Here is a 24,408-nt window from a genome sequence, read left to right as displayed (position 1 = left end):
TGGAGTTTCCGATTACTTTTCGGGGGCCTCGAAACTATATGCCGTTGTAGCGCAACTGGTAGAGCAACTGACTTGTAATCAGTAGGTTGGGGGTTCAAGTCCTCTCGACGGCACCATTTAGTTGGTGCAAATTGAATTGTCATGGAGCCGTGGTGTAGAGGCCTAACATGCCTGCCTGTCACGCAGGAGACCGCGGGTTCGAATCCCGTCGGCTCCGCCATTCATCTTTTTTAATGAATGGGACAAACTAAAAAGAAGTACATAAGGCTCGGTAGCTCAGTCGGTAGAGCAGAGGACTGAAAATCCTCGTGTCGGCGGTTCGATTCCGTCCCGAGCCATTGAGATGGTTGTGCTGCTACAACGCAGCACGGTTATCTCGCAATCTGGAGGCTTAGTGAAGTGGCTAAACACGGCAGACTGTAAATCTGCTCTCTCCGAGTTCGGTGGTTCGAATCCATCAGCCTCCATTTCCCTAAGAGCCATTAGCTCAGTTGGTAGAGCACCTGACTTTTAATCAGGGTGTCGTAGGTTCGAGTCCTACATGGCTCACTTTTATAAGTAAAAACACAAGGCCGCGAGGGTCTTTTTTTGTTTTTATTATTTTGATTTCTATAAACGCCTTTAATACAAAAAAGCATCCCAACGAGGGATGCTCTTTTTATTTCAATTTTTCTGCAACCGACTGCATTTTTTGAGACATAGAGGCCGCTTTATCACGGCGATCGTCGATTTTAATGGAGGTGGATACACGCTGTGCGCCATTCGTAAAGGGAACCTCATGCACAGCGCGAATGACCTCCAGAATTCGATCTAAGGAGCCTTCTAGAATAGTTCCCATGGGTGTCATCTCGAACGTAATATCCGTGTGCTTTTCTAGTTCTTTGTGAAGATCAGCCACATATCCGCTAAGGCTTGTAGTTGCTGTCCCGATTGGGATAATCGTAAATTCTGCAATAGCCATGTATGTTGAAACCTCTCCTTTCCTCTTGCCTGCTATGCTCTATTGTAGATGTTGGAATATAGGAGATGCAACTAAACGCTAGAGCACCGCTGCCTTAAATGCTAGCAAGTTCAATAATATAATCCGCAGTCCTTGCAGCAAGAGCCATAACCGTATTGGTCGGATTACAGCCGCTTGAGGTCACGAACAGACTCGCATCGCAGATGAAAAGGTTCGGTATATCGTGACTCTGCCCGTATGTGTTGACGACAGATGTAGCAGGGTTATTTCCCATACGGCATCCCCCCATGAAATGCTGCGTATCCGGTACAACGAAGGCAATTTCTCCTCCAGCCGCTTTGAGGATCAGCTGCATATTGTCAACGGCGTGATCGATGAGTTTGCGATCATTATCTCCGTAATTAAAGGTAACAGCGGCACGTGGCATGCCGTAGTCATCTTTTTCGTCAGATAAGGAGATATGGTTATCCCACTGTGGAAGAACCTCTCCAACCATCGTTAACCGCCCATAGTGATTGTAGTTAAGCATAGCTTGTCTTAGCCCTGATCCCCAAAGAGGATCTTGCGTCGATTTGCTGATCCCATCGGCCATATCTATAGGTCTGGAACCGTGAGAATGAATTGTATAGCCGCGAGCATAACCACGCCGAGGATCTGTCTCATAGAAATCCTGAGTAGATGCTAGCACTGGAGTGCCTTTGTATAAACGAACCTCCTGCTCAAATTTGGCATACACATCGTTGCTGCTATGCGTCATAATAGCACGGCCAACCCATCCGCTAGAATTAGCTAGACCGTCAGGAAATAGTGGCGACGCTGAATGAAGCAGCAGACGAGGCGTTTCGACGGCATGTGCGCATACAATAACCGTTTTGGCACGCTGCCGGTACTCCGTTCCCTGATGGACAAAGAGCACACCGCTGGCATGACCGTTTGCGTCAACTTCAATCTGAGTGACCATGCAATCGGGGAGAACCTCTGCCCCAGCTTTCACAGCTTTGGGGATATGAACGGTCAAGGTGCTGAATTTGGCATTCGGCATGCAGCCCTGGATGCAGAAACCGCGGTTGATGCAGGGAGGACGACCATCATAGGGAGCAGATAGAATGGCAAGCGGAGTAACAGCGGATTGAATGCCGAGTGCTTCACAGCCTTTTTGAAACAGGTAGGCGTTAGGACTTAAGGGGTCTCGTTCCGGATAGGGATAAGGCCCCCGAAAGTTGCCCCATGGAAAATGTTTAGGTCCGGAAACGGCAATTTCTTTTTCAATCCGATTATAGTAAGGTTCAAGATCTTTGTAATGAATGGGCCAGTCTTCTCCTACACCATCGATGGATTTGGTTTTGAAATCAGATTCATGAAATCGTAAGAAAACGCCCGTGAAGTTTTGCGTTCCCCCGCCGACTCCCCGTCCCGAATTAGAGTAACCCATGCCTAGCGGAACGGTCCCGTCTACAAGGCGAGTATCTTCCCACCCTAACTGCCGCATGCTCAACTCGTCACTAGCAAAATTCTTCTGAGGATCTCGCCAAGGTCCGGCATCCAAAACAACGACACTGAGACCGGCTTCGCTCAGTTCTTTGGCCAGAACGCCGCCAGCGGCGCCTGCTCCAACGATTAAGATATCAACTTCGTCTTGCTCGTATCTCCTCTTCATTGCTCCTTCACAGCCTCCCAAGGGTCAAGTTGGCCTGTTTCTGCGCGCACATAACCACGCGGATAGGCAGGACCGCCAAACCCGATCTCCGACCATACCAAAGGATGAGAATAATAAGCCTCGACACTGAGCTTCAGCAGTTTTTGAAACAAAGCTTTCTGCGGGACGCCTTCCCAATTTTCTGTCAGAGGGTAACTGTCGCTGCTGATTTGCAGCATAATGTGTCGCTGAGACGTCTCATCTAGTTGAAAAAAAGGTTTGCTGCTATCAATCCAGCCAGTCTCATCAATAGCTTTAAGCCCTTGACGTAAAAGCGTGCGCAAAGGGGGGACATTCATTTTTCGCTGCCCCTCACCTTTGTCCTGTGTGAGAACCTCGTCGATATGACAAAGGACGTACTGAATGATTTCTCCCCTATTATCATCCATAAGCAGCGAGCACCAAGCCCGCAATGTTTCTGCCTCTACATGTGTGAGGAACTGATACATGGTTTCACGCTGTAAACGTGCATTTACAATATTCCGAGTGTTGGCATCCCATTCCTTTTGCTCATCCATGACGTTATAAGTCGGATAATAGCTATGATTTGTCATCGTCAATCAACCTCCATAAATGGCAGTAAGTCCAAGAATACTTAGAAAAGAAAATAGTAGAGGCATCAGCACCGGCGGTCCTGTGAGAAAGTTTCGTAAAGCAAAGCCGCCTACTCTTTTACGTACACCACTTAGATGAAAAGCAAAGCCGATTAATCCTTGAAGGACCCCAAGCCAAAAGATGAGATGCACAGCCGTATACCAACCATGGCGATTGACAAGCGTACACAGAATGGAGACAAAACTGATAAGAAAAGACAGAATGACTGGACTCCACATTATTTTCTTATGAAAGTTTTGACGATAGTGCGATAAAGTCACTTGGATCCATAAGAGTAGATAGGCGACCCCAATCAAGAGAATAATGACTCGGTCCAAAGACCATTGCGTCCAAACCATATGTAGTACCTCCCTATAGGACGAATATCCCTTGTACAATTATTTCCAAAAAAACGAAGTTTATGAGCACGCTGTCCTTAATGACGCACGGATGAAAGATTTGTTAGCATTACCAATCATGTGTGTGTAAGGAAACATTTTAGGAATGAAAGTCTTTTCATAGACATGGTAATCTTGTACTAGATTAAATGGACTTTTCCATATCTACTAACAAATACGTACTGGAGGATTTAAGATGATAAAGATTCTTGCAAGACGCACAGTTGGGATAACGGCAGCGGTAACGTTTGCACTCTCAGCAACAACAGCTATTTCCGCATACGCCGCTAATGATGATATGGATGCAGTTTCACTAGCGAAGAAAATGGTAGGAGTCGATTATTCCAAAGGTAGCGAAACGCCTGGTGCGGGGTTTGATTCCTCGGGCTTGATTTATTATGTCTACCAAACGCTGGATTACTCGATTCCAAGAACGCTTGCGGATCAATTTAAAATGAATAAAAAGACAATCACGGATATGTCCAAAGCGGAACCAGGTGACGTCTTGTTCTTTGGCAGTGGTAAGAATCCATCATTTGCTGGGATCTATGTCGGTCAAGGGAAAATGGTTATGTCTTCCCAGAGCAAAGACGAAGTCGTCACTCGTAGTGTAAATGACTATAAGAGCAGTTTCATTGGCGGGAAAAGTCTTCTTTCCTCCAAGGATCGGTTGAAAGCTGAGCTTATTTTGACTGCTCAGAAATACTTGGGTACACCATACGTTTTTGGTGCGAAATATGGACAAACCAAAACGATGGATTGCTCGTCGTTTGTGAAAACCGTGTTTGCTGAGTACGACATCACGCTACCGCGGGTATCTCGCGATCAAGCGAAAGAAGGTAAGTTTGTCAGCAAAAGCGATTTGCAGACCGGCGACTTAGTTTTCTTTACAACTGTGGATTCAGGTAAAAATATTGGACATGTCGGGATTTATGTAGGTGATGGCATGATGATCCATACGTATGGTGAAGGCGGCGTGAAATTCACCTCAATTAACAAAGAGTGGTGGGCGGATCATTACGTGACGGCACGTCGGGTTTTAAACTAGAAGATTAGCTACCAATCAATGGAACCCTTATGCAGCCTAGTTGCAGGAGGGTTCTTTTCCATGAAACCTGGCAGATATGGTACAATAGGGAGATAGAGATAGAAGAAAGCTAGGACTAAGGAGAGACGCAGATGGATTGGGAGCGCATAAAAGAACGTTTGGAAGCGGTTTTACAGACACCTATGCACATTGGTTTGATCTCTGAAGCAGATTGGTTGCACTTATCCGAAGAACAAGCCGAACACCCGGCGAGCTTTTGTCGAAGTATTGAACGTGGGCAAGATGTGTTGTTTTATTTAGCTAAGGAACATAAGGATATACGCGTTTTACAGATAGCTGGAGCCAAGCTGACGGCATCTGAGCGCAAACTCGTTGAAATGACGGTTGAGTCCAAACAAACACAGGAAAAGAAACAGCGTGGCATTTACCTGTCTGAAGATGAAAGAAGGGCTCATCAGTTAAGGGATTGGCTGCTTCAGCAAATGGAACTCGGTTCGACTTACGCGGAGCTTCCAGATGCGCTTGCTTCACAATCCTCACTGTATTCAACGAAAATTCCGCTGCTTTTATACGGGGATTATTCTCAAAGCCAGAGCGTTTCCTACGCAGAGCTGAAAAAGCTGCTGGAATCTTTCTTTGAATCGGAGATTATTCTGATTCCTCTAATGGATAAAGAATGGCTGATTCTAGCGCCGGAAGGTTTGCTAGCGAGTGGAAGCGAAGAGCGTGAGGGTGACGAAGAAGAAAGCGTAGAACAAATTCTAGATGCCCTGGGTTCAGGTTTATATGAAATGCTCGCTAATGAGTGGGTGGGAGAATGCCATCTAGCCATCGATTATCCAGTGAAACCCGCGAAATCGCTGTTTGCTACGATTCTCAAACTAAGGGAAACGATTATGCTAGGCCGCTCCTTCCACGTAGGCAGCTTCATTCACCTTCGTTGGGAGCTTCGGTTGGAAAAGCTGCTGCACCTTATTGAGGAAGAGGAGAAAGCGGAATTCCTGGAGCAGGTGCTGCGCGGCACCGACCATGCGCTGGACGCAGAGACGGTTACAACCCTTGAGCATTTCTTCACATTAGACTGCAATGTTAGTGAAACCGCGAAGAAGCTTTATATTCATAGGAACACACTATTATATCGATTGGACAAGTTCAAAAATGAGACCGGACTGGATGTCCGAACGTTTAATCATGCGGTATTAGTGAGACTTGCACTATTATTGTACAAAGTAACGAAAAGAAAGTGATTTTTTTGTAGGTATTGTGCATAGTCAGTCCGGCCTTCGTGGGGTAAGATGAGTATAGTCAAAAGTTGATGAACAAGTAGTGTACATCGATAAACCGTAGGGGGAATGAACACATGGCAGGCGTACGTTTAAATCATATCGTTAAAAGATATTCTGGTGCAGAAGAATCTACAGTTAAAGATTTCCATCTTGAAATTGCAGATAAAGAGTTCGTCGTATTGGTTGGAGCTTCCGGTTGCGGAAAATCCACAACTCTTCGTATGATCGCAGGATTAGAGGAAATCACTGAGGGTGAACTTTACATCGGAGACCGCCTAGTTAATGATGTCGCTCCTAAAGACCGCGATATCGCGATGGTTTTCCAATCTTATGCCCTTTACCCGCATATGACTGTTTATCAAAACATGGCATTCGGTTTGAAACTTCGTAAATTCAAAAAAGCTGATATCGATGCTCGCGTTCGCGAAGCAGCGAAAATCTTGGATATCGTTCACTTGCTGGACCGCAAACCAAAAGCTCTTTCCGGTGGTCAACGCCAACGTGTTGCCTTGGGTCGTGCGATCGTTCGTGAGCCACAAGTATTCTTAATGGATGAGCCGCTTTCCAACTTGGATGCGAAACTTCGCGTACAAATGCGTGCGGAAATCACAAAATTAACAAAACGTCTTGGTGTTACGACAATCTACGTAACGCATGACCAAATCGAAGCAATGACAATGGGCGATCGCATCGTTGTTATGGATAAAGGTATCATTCAACAAGCAGCTACACCTGAAGAAATCTACAACTTCCCAGTGAACATCTTCGTTGCGGGCTTCATCGGATCCCCATCCATGAACTTCATGACAGGTACACTGACACAAGAAGGAAGCGGAATCTTCTTCAAAGCAGGTTCTGTTAACGTTGAAGTTCCAGCTGGTAAAGCACAAGTACTGAAAGACAAAGGATATGTTGGTAAAGAAGTGATTCTGGGAGTTCGTCCAGAAGACATTCACGAAGAGCCAGTATTCTTGGAAGCTTCCCCGAACACAGTATTCAACGTTAACGTTGAATTAACTGAGAACTTGGGTCACGAAATGTACTTGTACCTGAACGGTATCGGCGCTAACACAGTTATCGCACGTGTAGATGGCCGTTCCGGAATCAAAGAAGGCACAAACGTGAAATTGGCTTTGGATATGAACAAAGTTCATTTCTTCGATAAAGAATCCACATTGTCCATCTTAGCGAAATAAGTTGGAACTGAAAGGCCAGCCGTAATCGGCTGGCTTTTTTGCTGTTTGGGGAGAAACAGGAAGATTGCGAACACTTTAGTTGATTTCAGTTTCGTATTCCATTACGATGAAACTATTGGAAAAGAAATGAGTATGAGCAGATGAAGCAGGTTTTGCTCAGGCAAAACGCAGAGGAGATAGGACGATGGCCAAAAAGGTGAAGGTTTCCGAGTTAGTGGAACAACTCCATATGGAGGTTCTTGCAGGTGAATCTGGGCTCAAACGTGCGATAACAACCGGAGATTTGTACCGTCCGGGTCTCGAGATGGCGGGATATTTCAATTATCATCCGAGAGAACGTATTCAAATGCTAGGGAAGACAGAAATCACCTTCATGGAGATGTTAACGACAGGTGTCCGCAGAAACCGGGTAGAGCAGCTATGCGCTCCGGAGGAAACACCTTGTATCATCGTGACACGAGGGCTGGATATTCCAACGGAGCTGTTGGAAGAAGCGACAAAACGTGATCTTCCCGTGCTTCGCAGTCAAATGTCTACAACCATTTTCGCAAGCCGATTAACAGGGTTTTTGGAAAATAAATTAGCGCCAAGCACGACGATTCATGGCGTTCTTGTCGATGTCTATGGTATCGGCATGCTGATTACAGGCAGCAGCGGTATCGGGAAAAGCGAAACAGCGCTTGAGCTTGTAAAAAGAGGGCATCGCTTAATTGCCGATGATGCCGTTGAAATACGTCAAAACGGAGATAAAGTGCTGACAGGGAACGCGCCGGAATTGATCCGGCATTTGCTCGAAATCCGCGGCGTCGGTATTATCAATGTGATGACATTGTTCGGAGCCGGGGCGGTTCGTAATGTGAAGAAAATTTCCGTCGTGGTCAAATTGGAGAATTGGCAGCAGGACAAGCAATATGATCGCTTAGGCTTAGATGAGGAACTCACACGCATCATTGATACCGATTTGCCGCTCGTCACGATTCCAGTACGACCTGGACGAAATTTAGCGGTTATCGTAGAAGTGGCTGCGATGAACTATCGTTTGAAGCGGATGGGGTACAACGCGGCGCTGCAGTTTACGAATAAACTAACGGAATCGCTGAACGAAGATTATGAAGATTTTGATTGAAATCTGGCTAGAAAGACAGTTAACATCTGAAGGAGTGAAACTATGTTAGAAAGCGTTGCGTTCTCCCTTGGACCGATTCATGTCCGATGGTATGGCATTATTTTAGGTACAGCAGCATTAATCGGGCTACTATTGGCCATTCAAGAAGGAAAACGATTCAAGATTATTCCTGACTTTTTCATGGATTTGTTGCTGATTGGCGTGCCTTCGGCCATTATTGGGGCAAGAATATATTATGTGGCCTTCCAGTGGTCGGATTATAAGAATAACTTGGCTGAAATTTTCATGATCTGGCACGGTGGGATCGCCATCTACGGGGCGTTAATCGGCGCCATTATCGGTGTGTATTTCTATGTTAGAGCAAAAGGCTACGGTTTCTTGCGGATTGCGGATATTTGCGCGCCAGGCTTAATCGTTGGCCAAGCGATTGGACGTTGGGGCAATTTCATGAATCAGGAAGCACATGGGGGCCCTGTTTCGGAGTCATTCCTGCGCAACACGCTGCATTTGCCTAATTTTATTGTGAATCAAATGAACATTGAAGGCACGTTTTATCACCCGGCGTTTCTGTATGAATCTTTGTGGAACATTGTAGGATTGTGTGTGCTTCTATGGCTTCGCCGCAGACCATTCTTACGAGCTGGAGAACTTTTCTTCAGTTACTTCATCTGGTACTCCATAGGACGATTCTTCATTGAGGGCTTGCGCACGGATAGTTTGGATTTCACAGGTCCTGCATGGCTGGCTTCGTTTGTTAATGCACTTTGGTCTCCGATGAAAGCCGTCTTTGAACCGGGTGTGATGACGTATGGCGGCAACGTGAGATTCTCACAGCTGTTAGCACTTCTGCTTGTCATTGGAATGGCCATTTTAATTACCGTAAGAAGGAAAAAAGGGTATGCCACTGTTCACTATGCAGACCCGATTGTTTCCTCAAAAACATTAGACAAAAATAGAGTCGTGAAAGAACAAGAGCAGCAAGATAAAGGAGCAGATTATGATTCAAACCGTACTGTTTGACCTGGATGGCACCATTGTGGATACCAATGAGCTGATTGTGCAGTCCTTTTTGCATAGCTTGGAAGGCGAGACGCCGGAACCCGTAGGCCGGGAGTTAATCATCCCGAATATGGGGCGGCCGCTTGTCGAGCAAATGGAGTTTTTTACAGGAAGAAAAGAAGTGGAAGAGCTCATAAAGAAATATCGAACATTTAACCTGTCCAAACATGATGAGCTTGTTAAGGAGTTCCCTAACGTGCGAGCTGTTATGAAGAAATTGCATGAGAATGGGATTAAAATCGGCATCGTGACCAGCAAAATCAGACAAACTACGCTAATGGGCCTGAAATTGTGCGGACTAGACGAGTTCGTGAGCACGATTGTCACTGTAGAAGATGTGAAGGAAGCGAAACCGCACCCGGAAGGCATTCTCGCTGCACTTAAGGTACTGGGAGGAACGCCGGATCAAGCCGTGATGGTGGGAGACAGCCATTATGACATTGAAGCCGCGAAAAATGCGGGTGTCATATCAGTTGGTGTTACATGGTCATGGAAAGGCCGCTCTTACTTGGAGGAGTACAATCCTGATCATCTAATTGACGATATGTTCGATCTACTGCCTATCGTGGGTCTTGCGTCGGATGTGGATGCTCATTGAGAAAAACGGACAGGTACCCGGTTGAGGGTCCTAATGCCCTGTGGCAAATCTATCATACCGTCAGCAAATGGAAGGCGATTCGCAATTTCGTATTCATCCAGATTACACGATATTCGCCTTCGCTGCGGATGAAAAACTGGATCTACCGGCATATCCTTGGGATGACGGTGGGGGAACACACAGCATTTGCCTTGATGGTCATGGTGGATGTGTTTTTTCCAGAGAAGATTCATATTGGCAATAATACGATTATTGGGTATAACACGACGATATTGGCTCATGAATATTTGACCAAGGAGTATAGGCTTGGCGATGTTCATATCGGATCCCATGTGATGGTGGGGGCGAATACGACGATTCTTCCAGGCGTAACGATCGGAGATTACGCAATCATCGGTGCGGGTTCAGTCGTGCACAAGGATGTAGCCGCGCATAGCTTCGTCGCAGGAAATCCGCTGCAAACCATACGTTAATTTCAAATTGAGAAATAAGAGTTGTGCGCTATTGAGCTGTACAGCTCTTTTTCTTTGCGAACGTAAAGAAATTGTAAATGTAAGGAACTAGTGAAAGAGGCAATTGACGGTCCTAGGGTTACGTGATAAAATAGCCGTACATTCTTTATTTTGGTAGTATGGTAGCACGTTAACGCGATAAAGTGATAAGAGGGAAAAACAGAACTGAATTTATAGATGTTGAGGTGAGACGGTGTCAAAGCCAAAAGTATTTGAAAAGCCGTTAGGGGTCAAGGATTACTTGCCCGAAGCGGTCACGAAGCTGCGCAACATAGAATACCGTGTACTGGCTTGTATGGAACGCTGGGGATATAACCAGATCCTTACGCCTACACTTGAATATTACGATACCGTTGGGGTGGCAAGCTCCACAGAAGATAAGAAGCTTTTCAAGCTGCTGGATCGCAAAGGTCAAACGCTAGTATTGCGTTCCGAATTGACTGCTCCGATCGCACGTGTAGCTTCATCTTTATTGAAGGAACATGCGTTCCCACTTCGTTTATCCTATCATTCGAACGTGTTTCGCGCGATAGAAGAGGAAGCTGGACGCGATTCGGAGTTTTACCAAACAGGTGTTGAATTAATCGGGGATGCTTCGTCAGAAGCTGATGCTGAGGTTGTGGCCTTGGCAGTTGCTTCGCTGCAAGCGGCTGGCGTTGGTACATTCAAGATTGCACTCGGCCATGTAGGGTTCTTGAACGGATTGTTCCAGGAAACACTGGAAGGCCGCAGTGATGCTCAGCTGAGTTTGAAGGAACATTTGCTAGCTCGTGATTATGTCGGATACCGTGAAGCAATCAAGTCACTGGCCCTTACGCCAGAGGTGGAGCGGGAGCTAATCGGCGTGTTAAGGCTTAGAGGCGGAGATGAAATTTGCGAGCAAGCTCGGATGGTTTCTCAGCACCCTATCGCGCAGGATGCAATTCGACACCTATGTGAAGTGTGGGATGTCCTGAAAGCTTATGGCGTAAGCGAACACGTTGTTATCGATTTAACGATGATTGGAGATTTCTCCTACTATACAGGCATGACATTTGAAGGATATGCAGCAGATCTTGGCTTCCCAGTGTGCAGCGGCGGCAGATACGATAATCTGCTGAGCCAGTTCGGGCGGCCTGCGCCGGCGACGGGTTTTGCGCTGAAGACGAACCGCATTCTTGAAGTGAACGGCGGAGAAGCTGTAGCGACACCTAAGCGCGTGTTGATTGCTTACGATGCTGAGCATCGCGAAGAAGCGCTCCAACTAGCCAAAGCTAAGCGGGGCAGCGAGGAGACGGCTGTGGTAATTACGCAGCTGGTGAGCGAACCAGGAGCTTGGTCGAGCGCGCGATTAGCGAAAGAAGATGGTTCATATGAGGTGCTTGGCATCGCATATCAGGAAGTTATAGCGCTGTTAGCGCAATAAGGTACACACAAAGCAGGAAGGGAGCGCAGATTAAGCGCTTTTTCTCCGGCGATCGGAAGGTAGGTTGGAACGGTGGATGAAATACTTAAAGTAGCGATGCCGAAAGGCCGTATTTATAAACAGGCAGCGAAGCTTTTTCATAAAGCGGGGCTGCCGATTCCGGAGGATTTGGAAGAAGGACGTCGGTTAATTATTCCCGTACATGAAGCGAAAATGGAATTCATTTTAGCAAAACCTGTGGATGTTCCGACCTATGTCGAATATGGGGTAGCGGATATCGGGGTTGTCGGCAAGGATGTGTTAATGGAGGAAAACCGTAACGTTTACGAGCTGCTGGATTTGGGGATTGCTCGCTGCCGCATGTCGGTGATCGGGCTGCCGGATTGGAAGCAAGTAATCAATCCAAGAGTGGCGACGAAGTATCCGAACGTGGCATCACAATATTTTCGCGAGCAAGGGCAGCAGGTAGAGGTCATTAAGTTGAACGGCTCTATCGAGCTGGCGCCGCTCATCGGTCTTGCTGACCGTATTGTGGACATGGTGGAGACGGGACAGACGCTGAAAGAGAACGGACTCGTGGAGCAAGAGGAGATTTTTCAAATTACGAGCCGCTTAATTGCGAATCGGGTTAGCTACCGCATGAAGAACGAATCCATTCAGCGGTTGTGTGATATGCTGCAGGCGGTACTTCCTGCGCTGACGAAGGTTTAGAAAGAAAGGGAGATAGCTATGCGGATACTACCCGCCTCGGAATTTGAATTGAAACGCGAGGTCGAATACGGTTCACCGGAGCAAAATGAAACCGTCCGCCGCATCATCGATGAGGTGCGGAAGGACGGCGACGCCGCGCTGCGGCGCATGGCGCGGGAGTTCGACCGCGTCGAAGTCGCTGAGCTTCGCGTCAGCGACGAAGAGATCCAGGCGGCGTACGCACAGGTCGACGCCGAGTTCTTGGCGGCGCTGCGTCAAGCGGCCGCTAATATTCGTGCGTTTCATGAGAAGCAGAAACGCACATCATGGATGGACCTGCAGCCGGACGGCAGCCTGCTGGGCCAAATCATCCGACCGCTGAAGCGGGTCGGCTTGTATGTGCCCGGAGGGAAGGCGGCGTACCCGTCCTCCGTGCTGATGAATGCCATCCCCGCGATCGTGGCGGGGGTGCCGGAGATCGCGATGGTGACGCCTCCGGCCACCGCTGGGGAAGAGGGCATCAACCCGCATATCCTCGTGGCGGCAGCCGAAGCGGGTGTGAAAGAGATCTACCGCGCAGGCGGGGCGCAGGCGGTAGCCGCGCTGGCCTACGGCACGGAATCGATCCAGCCGGTCGATAAAATCGTCGGCCCTGGCAACATCTACGTCGCGCTGGCGAAGCGCTTCGTGTTCGGCGTCGTCGATATCGACATGATCGCCGGGCCAACGGACATCGTCGTGCTGGCGGATGAGCACGCCGATCCTGAATACGTTGCGGCTGATTTGCTGGCGCAAGCCGAGCATGATGAGATGTCACCGGCTATTCTGGTGACACCGTCCCAGGAGCTAGCCGAATCGGTTCGGCTAGAGCTATGGCGGCAGCTGGATATGCTGCCGAAGAAAGCGATCGCTGCCGTTTCTACAGCGACCAGAGGTGCCATTCTCCTCGTGGACAGCTTGGACGAAGGCGTTGACGTAGTCAACCGCTTGGCGCCTGAGCATTGCGAGCTGCTAGTGCAGGAGCCTTTTAACCTGCTGCCGCGCATTGAGAATGCTGGGGCTATTTTCTTGGGTGCGTACAGCACAGAGCCTGTCGGCGATTATTTCGCCGGGCCGAATCATGTGCTGCCGACGAACGGCACAGCCCGTTTCTCATCCCCGCTGAATGTAGACGATTTTCTGAAAAAATCAAGCGTTATTCACTATAGCAAGGAAGCGCTCATCGCGAACGGCGATATGATTATGACTTTGGCCCGCAATGAAGGGCTGGAAGGTCATGCGAGAGCGGTGGAAGTACGACTCAAGAAGGAAGGGAAGTTGAAATAAATGGCTGAACAGGATAATGGGAAGGGCCGCTCGGCGAGTGTAGCCCGCAAAACGAATGAAACGGATATTAAACTATCGTTCCAAGTAGATGGGACTGGGAGTTCGGAAATTCAAACGGACGTTCCTTTCTTGAATCATATGTTGGATTTGTTCACGAAGCATGGACATTTCGATCTGAACGTTGACGCTAAAGGCGATATCGAAATTGATGATCATCACACGGTTGAAGATATCGGGATTTGCTTGGGTCAAACGTTACGCGAAGCGTTAGGTGATAAAAGAGGGATCAAACGTTATGCAAGCGTGTTTGTCCCTATGGATGAGGCGCTAGCGCAGGTCGTTATTGATATCAGCAACCGACCGCATTTTGAGTATCGCGCTCAGTATCCTACGGCCAACGTGGGCAGCTTTGAAACGCAGCTTGTTCATGAGTTTCTATGGAAGCTTGCGCTGGAAGCTCGCATCACGCTTCATGTCATCGTACATTATGGGCATAACACCCATCACATGATTGAAGCGGTGTTTAAAGCGCTAGGTCGCGCAATCGATGAAGCGACAACGATTGATCCTCGCGTTCAGGGGGTTCCTTCGACGAAGGGAGTGCTGTAAAAATGATCGCGATTATCGATTATGGCATGGGGAATCTACATAGCGTCAGCAAAGCCGTTGAGCGGCTTGGTTATGAAGCTGTGGTTACAGGCGATGCGGAGCAGATTCTTGCTGCAGAAGGGGCCATTCTGCCAGGAGTAGGAGCGTTCGGCGATGCGATGGAGCAGCTGCGCGAGTCCGGTCTGGATGACGTGGTGAAGCGGTATGCAGAATCCGGCAAGCCGCTTCTCGGCATCTGCCTCGGCATGCAGCTGCTGTTCGCCTCCAGCGAGGAGCATGGGGATCACAAGGGGCTGGGCCTTTTGCCCGGCTCCGTGGTCCGGTTTCGCGGTGACTACAAAGTGCCGCATATGGGTTGGAACAAGCTGAGCTACAGGCAAAGCGCGAGTCCGATCTTTGAAGGCATTGAGGAAGGGCACGTATACTTCGTGCATTCCTATCATGCGAAGCCGGAGCGCGAAAGCGATCTGCTGGCAGTGACGGACTATTATCAGCCGGTGACGGCGATTGTCGGTAGAGACAACGTGTACGGCATGCAGTTCCACCCGGAGAAGAGCGGAGATATCGGCATGCAGCTGTTGAAAAATTTTCTGGCGATGTGCAAGTAGGCGGATAGGTTTTCTTTCTTTCTGCTAAGTTAAGAAGGAGGTGCCATCATGTTAGCCAAAAGAATTATTCCTTGCCTCGACGTCAAGGATGGCCGGGTGGTCAAAGGCGTAAATTTTGTGAATTTACGAGATGCGGGAGATCCCGTGGAGCTAGCAGCGATTTATGATAAAGAAGGCGCGGATGAACTCGTTTTCCTCGATATTTCGGCTTCCGTCGAAGGAAGAGCAACGATGGTGGAGGTTGTCCGGCAAACGGCGGGAGAAATCACGATTCCTTTCACAGTTGGAGGAGGCATCTCCAGCGTAGACGATATGAAGCGCCTGCTTCGTGCAGGAGCGGATAAAATCGGCATCAACACGGCGGCGGTCCGCAATCCTCAGCTGGTGTCCGATGGAGCGCGCAAGTTCGGCTCCCAGTGTATAGTCGTGGCAATTGACGCGAAGTTTAACGCGGAGTGGGGCGAGTGGGAAGTGTTCACTCACGGCGGGCGTAATGCTACAGGCATTAAGACGCTGGAGTGGGCGAAGCGGATGGAAGAGCTTGGCGCCGGCGAAATCCTGCTGACGAGCATGGATGCGGACGGTACGAAGGATGGGTTCGATCTGAAGCTGACACGCGCTGTTTCGGAGCTGCTCACCATTCCTGTCATTGCTTCCGGCGGAGCGGGTAAATCGGAACATTTCTACGATGTATTCACCGAAGGCAAAGCCGATGCAGGGCTGGCTGCTACTATTTTTCACTATAAAGAGCTGTCGATACAAGGGGTCAAAGCTGACCTGAAAGGTAAAGGGGTTGAAATTCGATGACATTTTCACTGGAACAGATTAAATATGATGCACATGGATTAGTACCTGCCATTGTACAGGATGCCGTCAGCAAAGAAGTTCTTATGCTGGCCTATATGAATAGCGAATCTTTGCAACGTACGATTCAAACCGGAGACACTTGGTTCTGGAGCCGCTCCCGTGAGGAGCTGTGGAACAAAGGCGCTACTTCGGGTCATACGCAAAAGGTTAAGGCACTGCGCTACGACTGCGATGCGGATACGCTGCTAGTTCTTGTAGAGCAAGTAGGCCCGGCTTGCCACAATGGCACTTACACTTGCTTCACGGAAAGCATTCCGGTCGAAGGGGCGGCACAAGAAGGAACGGAACCTGCGATATCCGGAGATCGATTCGCTATCCTTGGTGAGCTGGAAGCCGTTATTGCTTCACGCGATGCTGAGCGTCCGGAAGGTGCTTATACGACTTACCTTTTCGAGAAAGGTGTGGATAAGATCCTCAAAAAAGTAGGCGAAGAAACAGCGGAAGTTATTATTGCTGCTAAAAATAAAGACAATGACGAGCTTCGTTATGAAGCGAGCGATCTCATTTTTCACTTAATGGTCCTTTTACGTAATAATAAATTGCCATTGGATGATATTATGAAAGAGCTTGCGAATCGGCATGTTAAAAAATAAATAAGACGACCTGGAGTGATTTCACGATGTTGATTGATTATCATACACATCATGTGCGCTGCGGTCATGCCTCTGGGGAACTAGAGGAATACGTCAAACGCGGCATCGAGATCGGGCTCACGCAATTAGGGCTGTCTGATCATATGCCGCTTTTGCATGTGAATCCGCAGACCTACTGGCCAGAGATGGCTATGCCTATGGAGGAACTGCCTCGTTATGTCGAGGAGTGCTTGCACCTGAAAGAGAAGTACAAGGATCAAATTGATATCCGTGTCGGTCTCGAAGGCGATTATATTGAAGGTTATGAGTCAGAAATAGAGGCCATTATTAAAGCGTATCCATGGGATTATGTGATTGGCTCCGTCCATTTTTTGGGCGAGTGGGATATTTCTGATTTTCGTCAGATCGCAGGTTGGGAAGGTAAGGATATTTATGAGGTTTATACCCAATACTACGAGGCAGTGAAGAAAGCAGCCCGTACAGGACTGTATGATTACCTGGGTCATCTCGATATGATCAAGCGGTTTGGTTATGTGCCGGATCGCGATACCTGGGAGCTGGAGAAGGCAGCGCTGGACACAGTGAAGGAATGCGGGCTTGCGATTGAGTTGAATGCATCCGGGCTTCGTCATCCTTGCAAAGAGATGTTTCCTAGCCGCCGTATGCTCGAATATTGCCATAAGGTGGGAATCCCGGTGACACTTGGATCGGATGCTCATCAGCCGGAGCGGTTAGGCCAATATTTGGATGAAGCAAGATCGCTGCTCAAAATGATTGGATTTAACGAAATAGCCACATTTCATGCACGAAATCGACAACTTGTGACTTTTTAAATTCGACACCTTTCATGTATAATGAGTAGGGCGTGAACAATCTATTTAATGAACCTTCGGAGGTAACCATTAACCATGCATAGCGACAATGTTAAAATTTTTTCCGGATCTTCGAATCCGAAGCTTGCGGAACGTATTTGTAAAGAGCTCGGCCAGCCGCTTGGACAAATCAAATTATCCCGTTTTAAAAGCGGAGAAATCTACTGTCTCTACGAAGAAACGATTCGTAACTGTGACGTATTCCTGGTACAAACCTTCTCCCATCCGATTAATGAACATATGATGGAACTCTTGGTCATGATGGATGCGGCAAAAAGAGCTTCTGCAAAAACGATCAACCTTGTCATCCCATATTATGGTTACTCTCGTCAAGAACGCAAGGCTGCTCCGCGTGAGCCGATTTCTGCTAAATTAGTTGCTGACTTGTTCAGTGCGGCAGGCGCACACCGTGTTGTTACGATTGACCTGCATGCACCGGCGATTCAAGGCTTCTTCAATATTCCAGTTGATCACCTGACGGCTCTTGACGTCATCAGTGATTGCATCAAAAAGAAAAATCTGCATAACCCGATCATCGTATCTCCAGATGCAGGCCGTGCAACAACGGCTGAGAAAATGGCGAATATCCTGGATGCGCCTTTCGCGATGATGATCAAGAAACGTCCGGAACACAATGAGTCCGTGATTACTCACGTCATTGGTGATGTTGTCGGCCGTACACCGATTATTATCGAGGATCTGATTGATACAGGAACGACGATCGTTAACGTTGTAGAAAGCTTGAAAGAAAGAGGCGCGCACGACGTTTACATCTGTGCAACGCATCCTGTCTTCTCAGGGCCAGCTCTGCAGCGTTTGGATCACCCGAACATCAAAGAAGTGATCATTACGGACTCCATTGCGATTCCGGAAGGACACTCCGATAAATTTAATGTGCTTTCCGTAGCTCCATTGTTATCCGATGCGATCCGCATTATTAATGATGGCGGTTCCTTGTCTTCCTTGTTTAAATACGGCGGCGTATAGGCAAATTGTATAGACCAGATCTTACCTTCGGATAATGTTTTTGGCTTCCAAGCGATCTATGGTATAATTTGAGTTGTAATCAAATTGCCGGAGGTGTCTTGCTATGGAAAAGATTAAGCGTGTGTCCGATGCGCCAAAACCTAAAGTAATCTCAATAAATATGGATGCCGCATTCTTTTTCGAGAGAGCGGTTCAATCTTTGGATCGGTTTCATTATGATAAGGCATTGAAATATTTCCGGCGGGCTGCGGAGTATGAGCAGGATAACCCTGTGAATCACTGCAACCTCGCGGGAGTTCTCTCCGAAATGGGCAATTACGACGAGTCGAACCAAATTTTGCAGCATATCCTTGAAACGATCGATCCCGAGATGACGGAATGTCACTTTTATATGGCGAACAACTACGCCAATATGGAAAATTTCGAGCAGGCAGAACAAGCATTAGTTCGGTATTTGGAAACCGACCCCACAGGTCAGTTTATGGACGAATCCGAAGAAATGATGGAAATGCTGAGCTACGAGCTTGAACGGCCCGCCCCTCTCACTAGCATTAAGAGTCGAGAAGGGCTCTTCGAGCATGATAAAGCCCGCGCTCTTCTGGAAGAAGGGAAATTCGCCGAGGCCGTGAGGCAGTTGGAGAAGCTGGTGAAGAATCAGCCTGAATTCACAGCAGCACGGAACAACTTGGCCCTCGCCTATTATTATATGGGCCAATTCGATAAGGCGATGGAAACCATTCGCGCAGTGCTCGAAATTGATGCTGGGAATTTGCATGCGCTGTGTAACATGGCCATCTTCCATCAGCATTTCGGTAATAAGAAAGAGCTAGCGGAATTAACGGAGCTTTTGTGCAAAACGTATCCGTTTCAGCAGGATCATGTCTTCAAGCTTGCTACGACGATGGGGATTCTTTCTCAACATGAGAAAGCGTACCATCTGTTCAAGCGTCTGCTGAAGGCAGGTGACGGTGCAGCAGATCCCTGCTTGTACCATTATGCAGCTGTAGCCGCTTGTCATCTGGGGCGGTTCGATGAAGCCTACCGGTATTGGAAGCAAACACAGAAGCTGGATCCTGGCGCTGAGATCTCCAAGTTTTATTTGGATCAACTGCGTACAAGAGAGAAGGCGGACGGTCCATTAACTTGGAGCTACCATTACCATCTGCCTTTTGAAGAACAGTTCCGTGTGCTGGAGAAATCCTCGCAAGGTATTCCTGATCAACTGAAGAAAGATCCGCTTGTGCGCTCCTCCTTCTTCTGGGCATTACGTCATGGAGATATCGAAACGAAGCTGCAGGTTATTCAGGCCTTTGGTCTGATTGCTGACGGTGAAGTGAGAGATGCGCTGCAGGACTTCATTCTGGATCGTCACGAAGATGACTATTTGAAGAAAGTAGCCATTTTTGTGCTTCGCAGCATGGGGATTCGGGAGTCCATTCCCGCTTTTCTTGAAAATGAAGAGATCATGGTTGAGGCTTCACCATACTCTCCGCACTTGCCTATTTGGGATGTCAAATGGCAAAGCGTCATGGAAACAGCGCTTTCCCATATGCATAAGCGCTACGATATGGTGCAACAGTATGATTTAGAAATCCTGTGGGTTGAGTTTCTGACGAAGATGTACCCATCAGTGCCCAAAATTCAGAAATCGGAAGGCTGGGCAGCGGCGTTGGAATACTTGATTGCCAAAATGCATCGCCGCGCAATTTCGTATCAAGAGGTTTCTGCGCGTTATGGCGTGACGGTCTCGACAGTCAGCCGCAACGTGAAACTGATTGATGATACTTGCGGCCTACGTGAGAAGATGGAAGCCATTTTCGACAAATTTACGAGCATTTGATAGCTGGGTTTTTGCCGTGTCGTGAGACCCGGCTTTCATACATAGATGTATGCATACTAAAGATAGCTTTCTTGGTAGAAAGCAACTAGGAGGGAAACCAAATGTACAAATCAGTCGTCGTAGGAACAGGACCATCCGGTCTAACAGCAGCCATTTATCTAGCTCGTGCTAACCTTAGCCCACTTGTTATTGAGGGTCCGGAGCCAGGCGGGCAATTGACCACTACCACCGAGGTAGAGAACTTCCCAGGTTTCCCTGAAGGCATCATGGGTCCTGAATTAATGGAGAACATGCGCAAACAAGCGGAACGCTTTGGCGCTGAATTCAAAACAGGCTGGGTCAATTCCGTTGAGCTAACTAATCGTCCATTCAAATTGCAAGTTGAAGGTCTGGGCGAGATTGAAACAGAAACATTGATCATTTCCACCGGCGCTTCCGCTAAATTGCTCGGGATCGGCAATGAGAAAGAAAATATCGGACGCGGCGTAAGTACTTGCGCAACGTGTGACGGCTTCTTTTTCCGCGGCAAAAAGATTATCGTCGTTGGTGGCGGAGACTCCGCTATGGAAGAGGCGAACTTCTTGACTCGCTTTGCTTCCGAGGTACGCCTGGTTCATCGTCGCGATGAGCTTCGCGCTTCCAAAATCATGCAAGATCGCGCACGCGGTAACGAGAAAGTGAAATGGGCGCTGAACAATACACCGCTTGAAGTTGTATCCGGCGAGAAAGGTGTTACAGGTCTGAAAGTGAAAAATAATACCACTGGAGAAGAAGAAATTATCGAAACAGATGGTATTTTCGTAGCGATCGGTCATACACCGAATACGAAGTTCCTAGGCGGACAAATTGATACCGACGAGCTTGGCTACATCATTGTGAAGCCAGGCACGACGGAAACGAATATTCCTGGCGTTTTCGCTTGCGGCGACGTACAAGATACTAAATATCGCCAAGCGATCACAGCAGCGGGAAGTGGCTGTGCAGCAGCCCTTGAAGCTGAGAAATTCCTTGAAGGCCATATCGTACACGATTGGAGTCAATCGCTGTAAGAGGGTACAGAAAACGTGGAAGGCTATGCTTTCCACGTTTTCTCATTTCTTTGGGGAATAGTTGAATCTTGACCTGTATACAGGGTTGTCTTATAGTTTAAACAGGAGCATATGCCCGAAAATTTTAATGATTATTCATGAGGTGACCTTGCAAATGTCAAATCAGATTTATATCGGTGTAGATTTAGGCGGTACCAACATTAAAGTCGGTATCTGCGACGAGCAGGGGAAGCTGCTGCAAACGTTAGAAGGGCCTACAGGCGCAGAGAATGGCGCTGAGTCCGTCATTGGTCGAATTGCGGCGCAAGTGCGACAAATTGTGGAAGAATCCCCTTATGAGTGGGAGCAAGTTGCGGGTATCGGCGCGGGGTTAGCCGGATTCATGGATATTCCGGAAGGATTCGTCAAATTCTCTCCAAATTTGAATTGGCATAATGTCCCTGCCAAGAAAATGTTGGAAACGCTTCTGGGCAAAACCGTGAAAATCGATAACGATGCCAATGTGGCAGCGTTAGGCGAAGCATGGGCTGGAGCAGGCGCGGGGATCCCGAATGTAGTTTGCTATACGCTGGGAACCGGTGTTGGCGGCGGTATTATTATTAACGGTAAAATCTATCAAGGTTCCGCGGGTATGGCCGGCGAACTTGGACACATGTCGGTTGTGCCGGATATCGAAGCGATTCAATGCGGATGCGGACAAATGGGTTGTTTGGAGACGGTATCCTCTGCAACAGGTATCGTTCGTATGGCCAAAGAAGCGGTTGAACGCGGTGAGCGTACTTCTCTTGCGCTTCATGAGAAAATTGAAGCGAAGCATGTATTCGACGCTGCGAAAAGCGGAGACGAAGTGTCTCTTCGCATCGTGAACCGCGCTGCTTACTATCTTGGACGCTCCATGGCGGCATTGGCTGTCGTTGTTAACCCGAAACGTTTCATCATCGGCGGTGGTGTATCCAAAGCAGGCGAAATTCTGTTCCAACCGATCCGCGACACATTCAAGAAATACACACCGGAAGCAGCAGCTGAAGGCGTTGAGATTGTTGCCGCCACACTTGGTAATGACGCTGGTGTCGTAGGCGCAGCCGGTTTGAACTTGCGTTAGAATGCTAGACTGACAAGTACAGTTCGCATGGCTGATGGCAGGGACTTCGGCCTGCGAAAGCACTCCAAAGGAAGGTGTCATTCATGGAAGAGAACCACCCTTTAGCGAAACTGGTCATTATTACAGGAATGTCGGGTGCTGGAAAGACAATTGCGGTGCAGAGTCTCGAAGATCTTGGGTTTTTCTGCGTCGATAATTTACCACCTGTCCTTATTCCTAAATTCGCCGAGTTGATCGTACAGTCGATGGGGAAAATCGGCAAAGTCGCACTGGTGATTGATTTGCGGGGGCGTGAATTTTTCACTGCACTTCAGGAGTCGCTTCGATATATCCATGAGAATTACACGCTAAGTTATGAAATTCTTTTCTTAGATGCTACCGATGCGACACTTGTTCAACGCTACAAAGAGAGCCGACGCAGGCATCCGCTTGCGCCCGAAGGTGCTCCACTCGAAGGCATAGGGCTTGAACGCAAGCTGCTGGAGGAGCTCAAAGGTCTTGCAACACAGGTTATTGACACCAGTACTTTGAAACCGGTACAGCTCAAAGAAAGAATTATTTCCCGGTTTACCAATTTGGAAACCAACCGCATATCTATAAATGTAATCTCTTTCGGATTTAAGTATGGTGTACCCATTGATGCTGATTTAATCTTCGATGTTCGCTTCTTGCCGAATCCCCATTATGTGGAACAGCTTCGCCCGCAGACAGGTCAAGACCCCGATGTGTACGATTACGTGATGAAATGGACCGAGACGCAAGAGTTCCTAACGAAATTGCTTGATATGCTGAACTTCTTGATGCCTCAATACAAGAAGGAAGGCAAAAGCCAGGTCGTTGTAGGGATTGGCTGTACAGGAGGGAAACATCGTTCCGTAGCCATTACCGAATACCTGGGCAAGGTTCTGGGGAACAGTGAAACGGAAGCTGTGCGGTTGAGTCATCGAGATGCCGAGCGGGACCGGGTATAAGCGTCCTAACGATTAAGAGGGTGAATGAAGGATGAAATATGAAAAATCACAGCGCACTCCCAGAATAGTCGTAATCGGCGGCGGCACAGGTCTTTCAGTAATGCTTAGAGGTTTGAAGGAAAAACCAGTTGATATTACTGCAATCGTTACGGTAGCGGACGACGGAGGAAGCTCCGGCATTCTCCGCAATGAGATGCAGATGCCCCCACCGGGGGATATTCGCAACGTATTGACCTCACTTGCTGATGTCGAGCCGCTGCTGTCATTAATGCTGCAGTATCGATTTCAGGTGGGAACAGGTTTAGCTGGGCACAGTCTGGGAAATCTAATATTAGCGGCGCTCACTGACATTACCGGTGATTTCGTAACGGCCGTGCAAGAGATGAACCGAGTATTTGCTGTTCGAGGGCGGGTTATTCCGGCTTCCAATCAAGCGATCGTGTTGAAAGCGATAATGGAAGATGGTACTTTAGTCATAGGGGAATCCAAAATTCCCAAAGCAGAAGGACGCATTAAGCAAGTGTTCATAGAACCCGCGAACGTGACACCGCTTGCGGACGCAATTCTTGCTATACGCGATGCTGATGCGATTCTTTGCGGCCCAGGTAGTTTATACACCAGTTTGCTGCCGAATCTGCTTGTTCCCGGTATTGCTGAGGAGATCGCCAAATCGAAAGCAGTGAAAATGTTCATTTGCAATGTCATGACGCAGCCCGGGGAAACCGATGACTACTCAGTCAGCGATCACCTTGATGCGGTTTATGATCATCTCAAGCGGCATCTGTTTGATTATGTGATCGTAAACAATGGCGAAATTCCACCGCAAGTTCAGGCGAGATATGCCGAAAAAGGTTCAAAAGCGGTTCACTTGGATTTGGATGAAGTCACGAAAAGAGGGTATCGGGTCATTGCTGACCGGCTCGTGCTATTCCGCACGTACCTTCGACATGACGCTGAGAAATTGAGTGACCATATTTATCAGCTTGTCGAAAGCTGGATGTCAAGGAAGAAGTGA

Annotated in this window: 25 protein-coding genes and 5 tRNA genes; 26 read left to right on the top strand and 4 right to left on the bottom strand. The window is 48.1% G+C overall.

The features are described 5' to 3' along the window. Positions 1 to 40 precede the first annotated feature (40 nt). The 5 genes from ACUN27_RS36740 to ACUN27_RS36720 all read left to right on the top strand — a co-directional run bounded on the left by ACUN27_RS36740 (position 41) and on the right by ACUN27_RS36720 (position 549). A tRNA-Thr gene (locus tag ACUN27_RS36740) sits at positions 41 to 116 on the top strand. 27 nt (positions 117 to 143) lie between these two features. Further along, a tRNA-Asp gene (locus ACUN27_RS36735) sits at positions 144 to 220 on the top strand. Positions 221 to 265: 45 nt separating this feature from the next. Beyond that, positions 266 to 338 (top strand) — tRNA-Phe (locus ACUN27_RS36730). A gap of 47 nt (positions 339 to 385) precedes the next feature. Then, positions 386 to 467 (top strand) — tRNA-Tyr (locus ACUN27_RS36725). A 9-nt stretch (positions 468 to 476) separates the two neighbouring features. Then, positions 477 to 549: transfer RNA gene (locus ACUN27_RS36720), tRNA-Lys, on the top strand. Positions 550 to 658: 109 nt separating this feature from the next. On the opposite strand, the gene ACUN27_RS36715 is transcribed toward ACUN27_RS36720, so the two are convergent. The 4 genes from ACUN27_RS36715 to ACUN27_RS36700 all read right to left on the bottom strand — a co-directional run bounded on the left by ACUN27_RS36715 (position 659) and on the right by ACUN27_RS36700 (position 3,610). Beyond that, on the bottom strand, positions 659 to 961 hold the full coding sequence (locus ACUN27_RS36715; protein ID WP_315955115.1) for an MTH1187 family thiamine-binding protein: 303 nt from the start codon (positions 959 to 961) through the stop codon (positions 659 to 661). Between the two features lie 94 nt (positions 962 to 1,055). Then, a complete protein-coding gene (locus tag ACUN27_RS36710) occupies positions 1,056 to 2,618 on the bottom strand; it encodes a GMC family oxidoreductase (protein WP_326061962.1) in 1,563 nt (520 codons plus the stop codon). Beyond that, on the bottom strand, positions 2,615 to 3,211 hold the full coding sequence (locus ACUN27_RS36705; protein ID WP_315955113.1) for a gluconate 2-dehydrogenase subunit 3 family protein: 597 nt from the start codon (positions 3,209 to 3,211) through the stop codon (positions 2,615 to 2,617). Before ACUN27_RS36705 ends, ACUN27_RS36710 begins: the two co-directional genes overlap by 4 nt. A gap of 6 nt (positions 3,212 to 3,217) precedes the next feature. Continuing rightward, positions 3,218 to 3,610, bottom strand: coding sequence for a hypothetical protein (locus ACUN27_RS36700; RefSeq protein WP_315955112.1), 393 nt, complete (start codon positions 3,608 to 3,610; stop codon positions 3,218 to 3,220). Between the two features lie 235 nt (positions 3,611 to 3,845). Here ACUN27_RS36700 and ACUN27_RS36695 point away from each other — a divergent pair, with 235 nt between their 5' ends. The 21 genes from ACUN27_RS36695 to ACUN27_RS36595 all read left to right on the top strand — a co-directional run bounded on the left by ACUN27_RS36695 (position 3,846) and on the right by ACUN27_RS36595 (position 24,408). Next, complete coding sequence (locus ACUN27_RS36695) at positions 3,846 to 4,697, top strand: C40 family peptidase (RefSeq protein WP_326061960.1); 852 nt, start codon at positions 3,846 to 3,848, stop codon at positions 4,695 to 4,697. Between the two features lie 131 nt (positions 4,698 to 4,828). Then, complete coding sequence (locus ACUN27_RS36690; protein ID WP_315955110.1) at positions 4,829 to 5,944, top strand: PucR family transcriptional regulator; 1,116 nt, start codon at positions 4,829 to 4,831, stop codon at positions 5,942 to 5,944. A gap of 113 nt (positions 5,945 to 6,057) precedes the next feature. Further along, the gene (locus ACUN27_RS36685; protein ID WP_127458380.1) at positions 6,058 to 7,179 is read left to right on the top strand and encodes an ABC transporter ATP-binding protein; all 1,122 of its coding nucleotides are present in this window, start codon (positions 6,058 to 6,060) and stop codon (positions 7,177 to 7,179) included. 184 nt (positions 7,180 to 7,363) lie between these two features. Further along, positions 7,364 to 8,305, top strand: coding sequence for an HPr(Ser) kinase/phosphatase (gene hprK / locus ACUN27_RS36680; RefSeq protein WP_145668175.1), 942 nt, complete (start codon positions 7,364 to 7,366; stop codon positions 8,303 to 8,305). A gap of 42 nt (positions 8,306 to 8,347) precedes the next feature. Continuing rightward, entirely contained in the window at positions 8,348 to 9,325 is a 978-nt protein-coding gene (gene lgt / locus ACUN27_RS36675; RefSeq protein ID WP_315955109.1) for a prolipoprotein diacylglyceryl transferase, read from the top strand. Next, entirely contained in the window at positions 9,303 to 9,962 is a 660-nt protein-coding gene (gene ppaX / locus ACUN27_RS36670; RefSeq protein ID WP_315955108.1) for a pyrophosphatase PpaX, read from the top strand. Before lgt ends, ppaX begins: the two co-directional genes overlap by 23 nt. Continuing rightward, positions 9,959 to 10,435 (top strand): acyltransferase, encoded by a 477-nt coding sequence (locus ACUN27_RS36665; protein ID WP_315955107.1) that lies wholly within the window; start codon positions 9,959 to 9,961, stop codon positions 10,433 to 10,435. Before ppaX ends, ACUN27_RS36665 begins: the two co-directional genes overlap by 4 nt. A gap of 232 nt (positions 10,436 to 10,667) precedes the next feature. Continuing rightward, positions 10,668 to 11,879 (top strand): ATP phosphoribosyltransferase regulatory subunit, encoded by a 1,212-nt coding sequence (locus ACUN27_RS36660; RefSeq protein ID WP_326061958.1) that lies wholly within the window; start codon positions 10,668 to 10,670, stop codon positions 11,877 to 11,879. A 72-nt stretch (positions 11,880 to 11,951) separates the two neighbouring features. Further along, positions 11,952 to 12,590: an ATP phosphoribosyltransferase gene (gene hisG / locus ACUN27_RS36655; RefSeq protein ID WP_127458374.1), complete on the top strand. Its 639-nt coding sequence runs from the start codon at positions 11,952 to 11,954 to the stop codon at positions 12,588 to 12,590. An 18-nt stretch (positions 12,591 to 12,608) separates the two neighbouring features. Next, positions 12,609 to 13,895 (top strand): histidinol dehydrogenase, encoded by a 1,287-nt coding sequence (gene hisD, locus ACUN27_RS36650; protein WP_315955105.1) that lies wholly within the window; start codon positions 12,609 to 12,611, stop codon positions 13,893 to 13,895. Further along, positions 13,896 to 14,504, top strand: coding sequence for an imidazoleglycerol-phosphate dehydratase HisB (gene hisB / locus ACUN27_RS36645; protein WP_315955104.1), 609 nt, complete (start codon positions 13,896 to 13,898; stop codon positions 14,502 to 14,504). A 2-nt stretch (positions 14,505 to 14,506) separates the two neighbouring features. Next, on the top strand, positions 14,507 to 15,112 hold the full coding sequence (hisH, locus tag ACUN27_RS36640; protein ID WP_315955103.1) for an imidazole glycerol phosphate synthase subunit HisH: 606 nt from the start codon (positions 14,507 to 14,509) through the stop codon (positions 15,110 to 15,112). Between the two features lie 48 nt (positions 15,113 to 15,160). Next, positions 15,161 to 15,919, top strand: a complete 759-nt coding sequence (gene hisF, locus ACUN27_RS36635) for an imidazole glycerol phosphate synthase subunit HisF (RefSeq protein ID WP_326061957.1) — start codon at positions 15,161 to 15,163, stop codon at positions 15,917 to 15,919. Beyond that, positions 15,916 to 16,572 (top strand): bifunctional phosphoribosyl-AMP cyclohydrolase/phosphoribosyl-ATP diphosphatase HisIE, encoded by a 657-nt coding sequence (hisIE, locus tag ACUN27_RS36630; protein WP_326061956.1) that lies wholly within the window; start codon positions 15,916 to 15,918, stop codon positions 16,570 to 16,572. The genes hisF and hisIE overlap by 4 nt, the downstream gene beginning before the upstream one ends. A 26-nt stretch (positions 16,573 to 16,598) precedes the next feature. Beyond that, complete coding sequence (gene hisJ, locus ACUN27_RS36625) at positions 16,599 to 17,405, top strand: histidinol-phosphatase HisJ (protein WP_315955101.1); 807 nt, start codon at positions 16,599 to 16,601, stop codon at positions 17,403 to 17,405. A gap of 75 nt (positions 17,406 to 17,480) precedes the next feature. Further along, on the top strand, positions 17,481 to 18,431 hold the full coding sequence (locus tag ACUN27_RS36620) for a ribose-phosphate diphosphokinase (protein WP_127458367.1): 951 nt from the start codon (positions 17,481 to 17,483) through the stop codon (positions 18,429 to 18,431). A gap of 103 nt (positions 18,432 to 18,534) precedes the next feature. Then, positions 18,535 to 20,271 (top strand): tetratricopeptide repeat protein, encoded by a 1,737-nt coding sequence (locus ACUN27_RS36615; RefSeq protein WP_315955100.1) that lies wholly within the window; start codon positions 18,535 to 18,537, stop codon positions 20,269 to 20,271. A gap of 101 nt (positions 20,272 to 20,372) precedes the next feature. Continuing rightward, complete coding sequence (trxB, locus tag ACUN27_RS36610) at positions 20,373 to 21,320, top strand: thioredoxin-disulfide reductase (RefSeq protein ID WP_157323739.1); 948 nt, start codon at positions 20,373 to 20,375, stop codon at positions 21,318 to 21,320. 154 nt (positions 21,321 to 21,474) lie between these two features. Next, positions 21,475 to 22,422 (top strand): ROK family glucokinase, encoded by a 948-nt coding sequence (locus ACUN27_RS36605; protein ID WP_157323796.1) that lies wholly within the window; start codon positions 21,475 to 21,477, stop codon positions 22,420 to 22,422. 83 nt (positions 22,423 to 22,505) lie between these two features. After that, positions 22,506 to 23,393, top strand: a complete 888-nt coding sequence (gene rapZ / locus ACUN27_RS36600; RefSeq protein WP_127458363.1) for an RNase adapter RapZ — start codon at positions 22,506 to 22,508, stop codon at positions 23,391 to 23,393. Positions 23,394 to 23,424: 31 nt separating this feature from the next. Further along, positions 23,425 to 24,408: a gluconeogenesis factor YvcK family protein gene (locus ACUN27_RS36595; protein ID WP_127458362.1), complete on the top strand. Its 984-nt coding sequence runs from the start codon at positions 23,425 to 23,427 to the stop codon at positions 24,406 to 24,408.

It is taken from the genome of Paenibacillus sp. WC2504 (assembly GCF_052682475.1).
The sequence above is the reverse complement of the archived record's forward strand: the minus strand, read 5'-3'. Positions and strand labels throughout refer to the sequence as shown.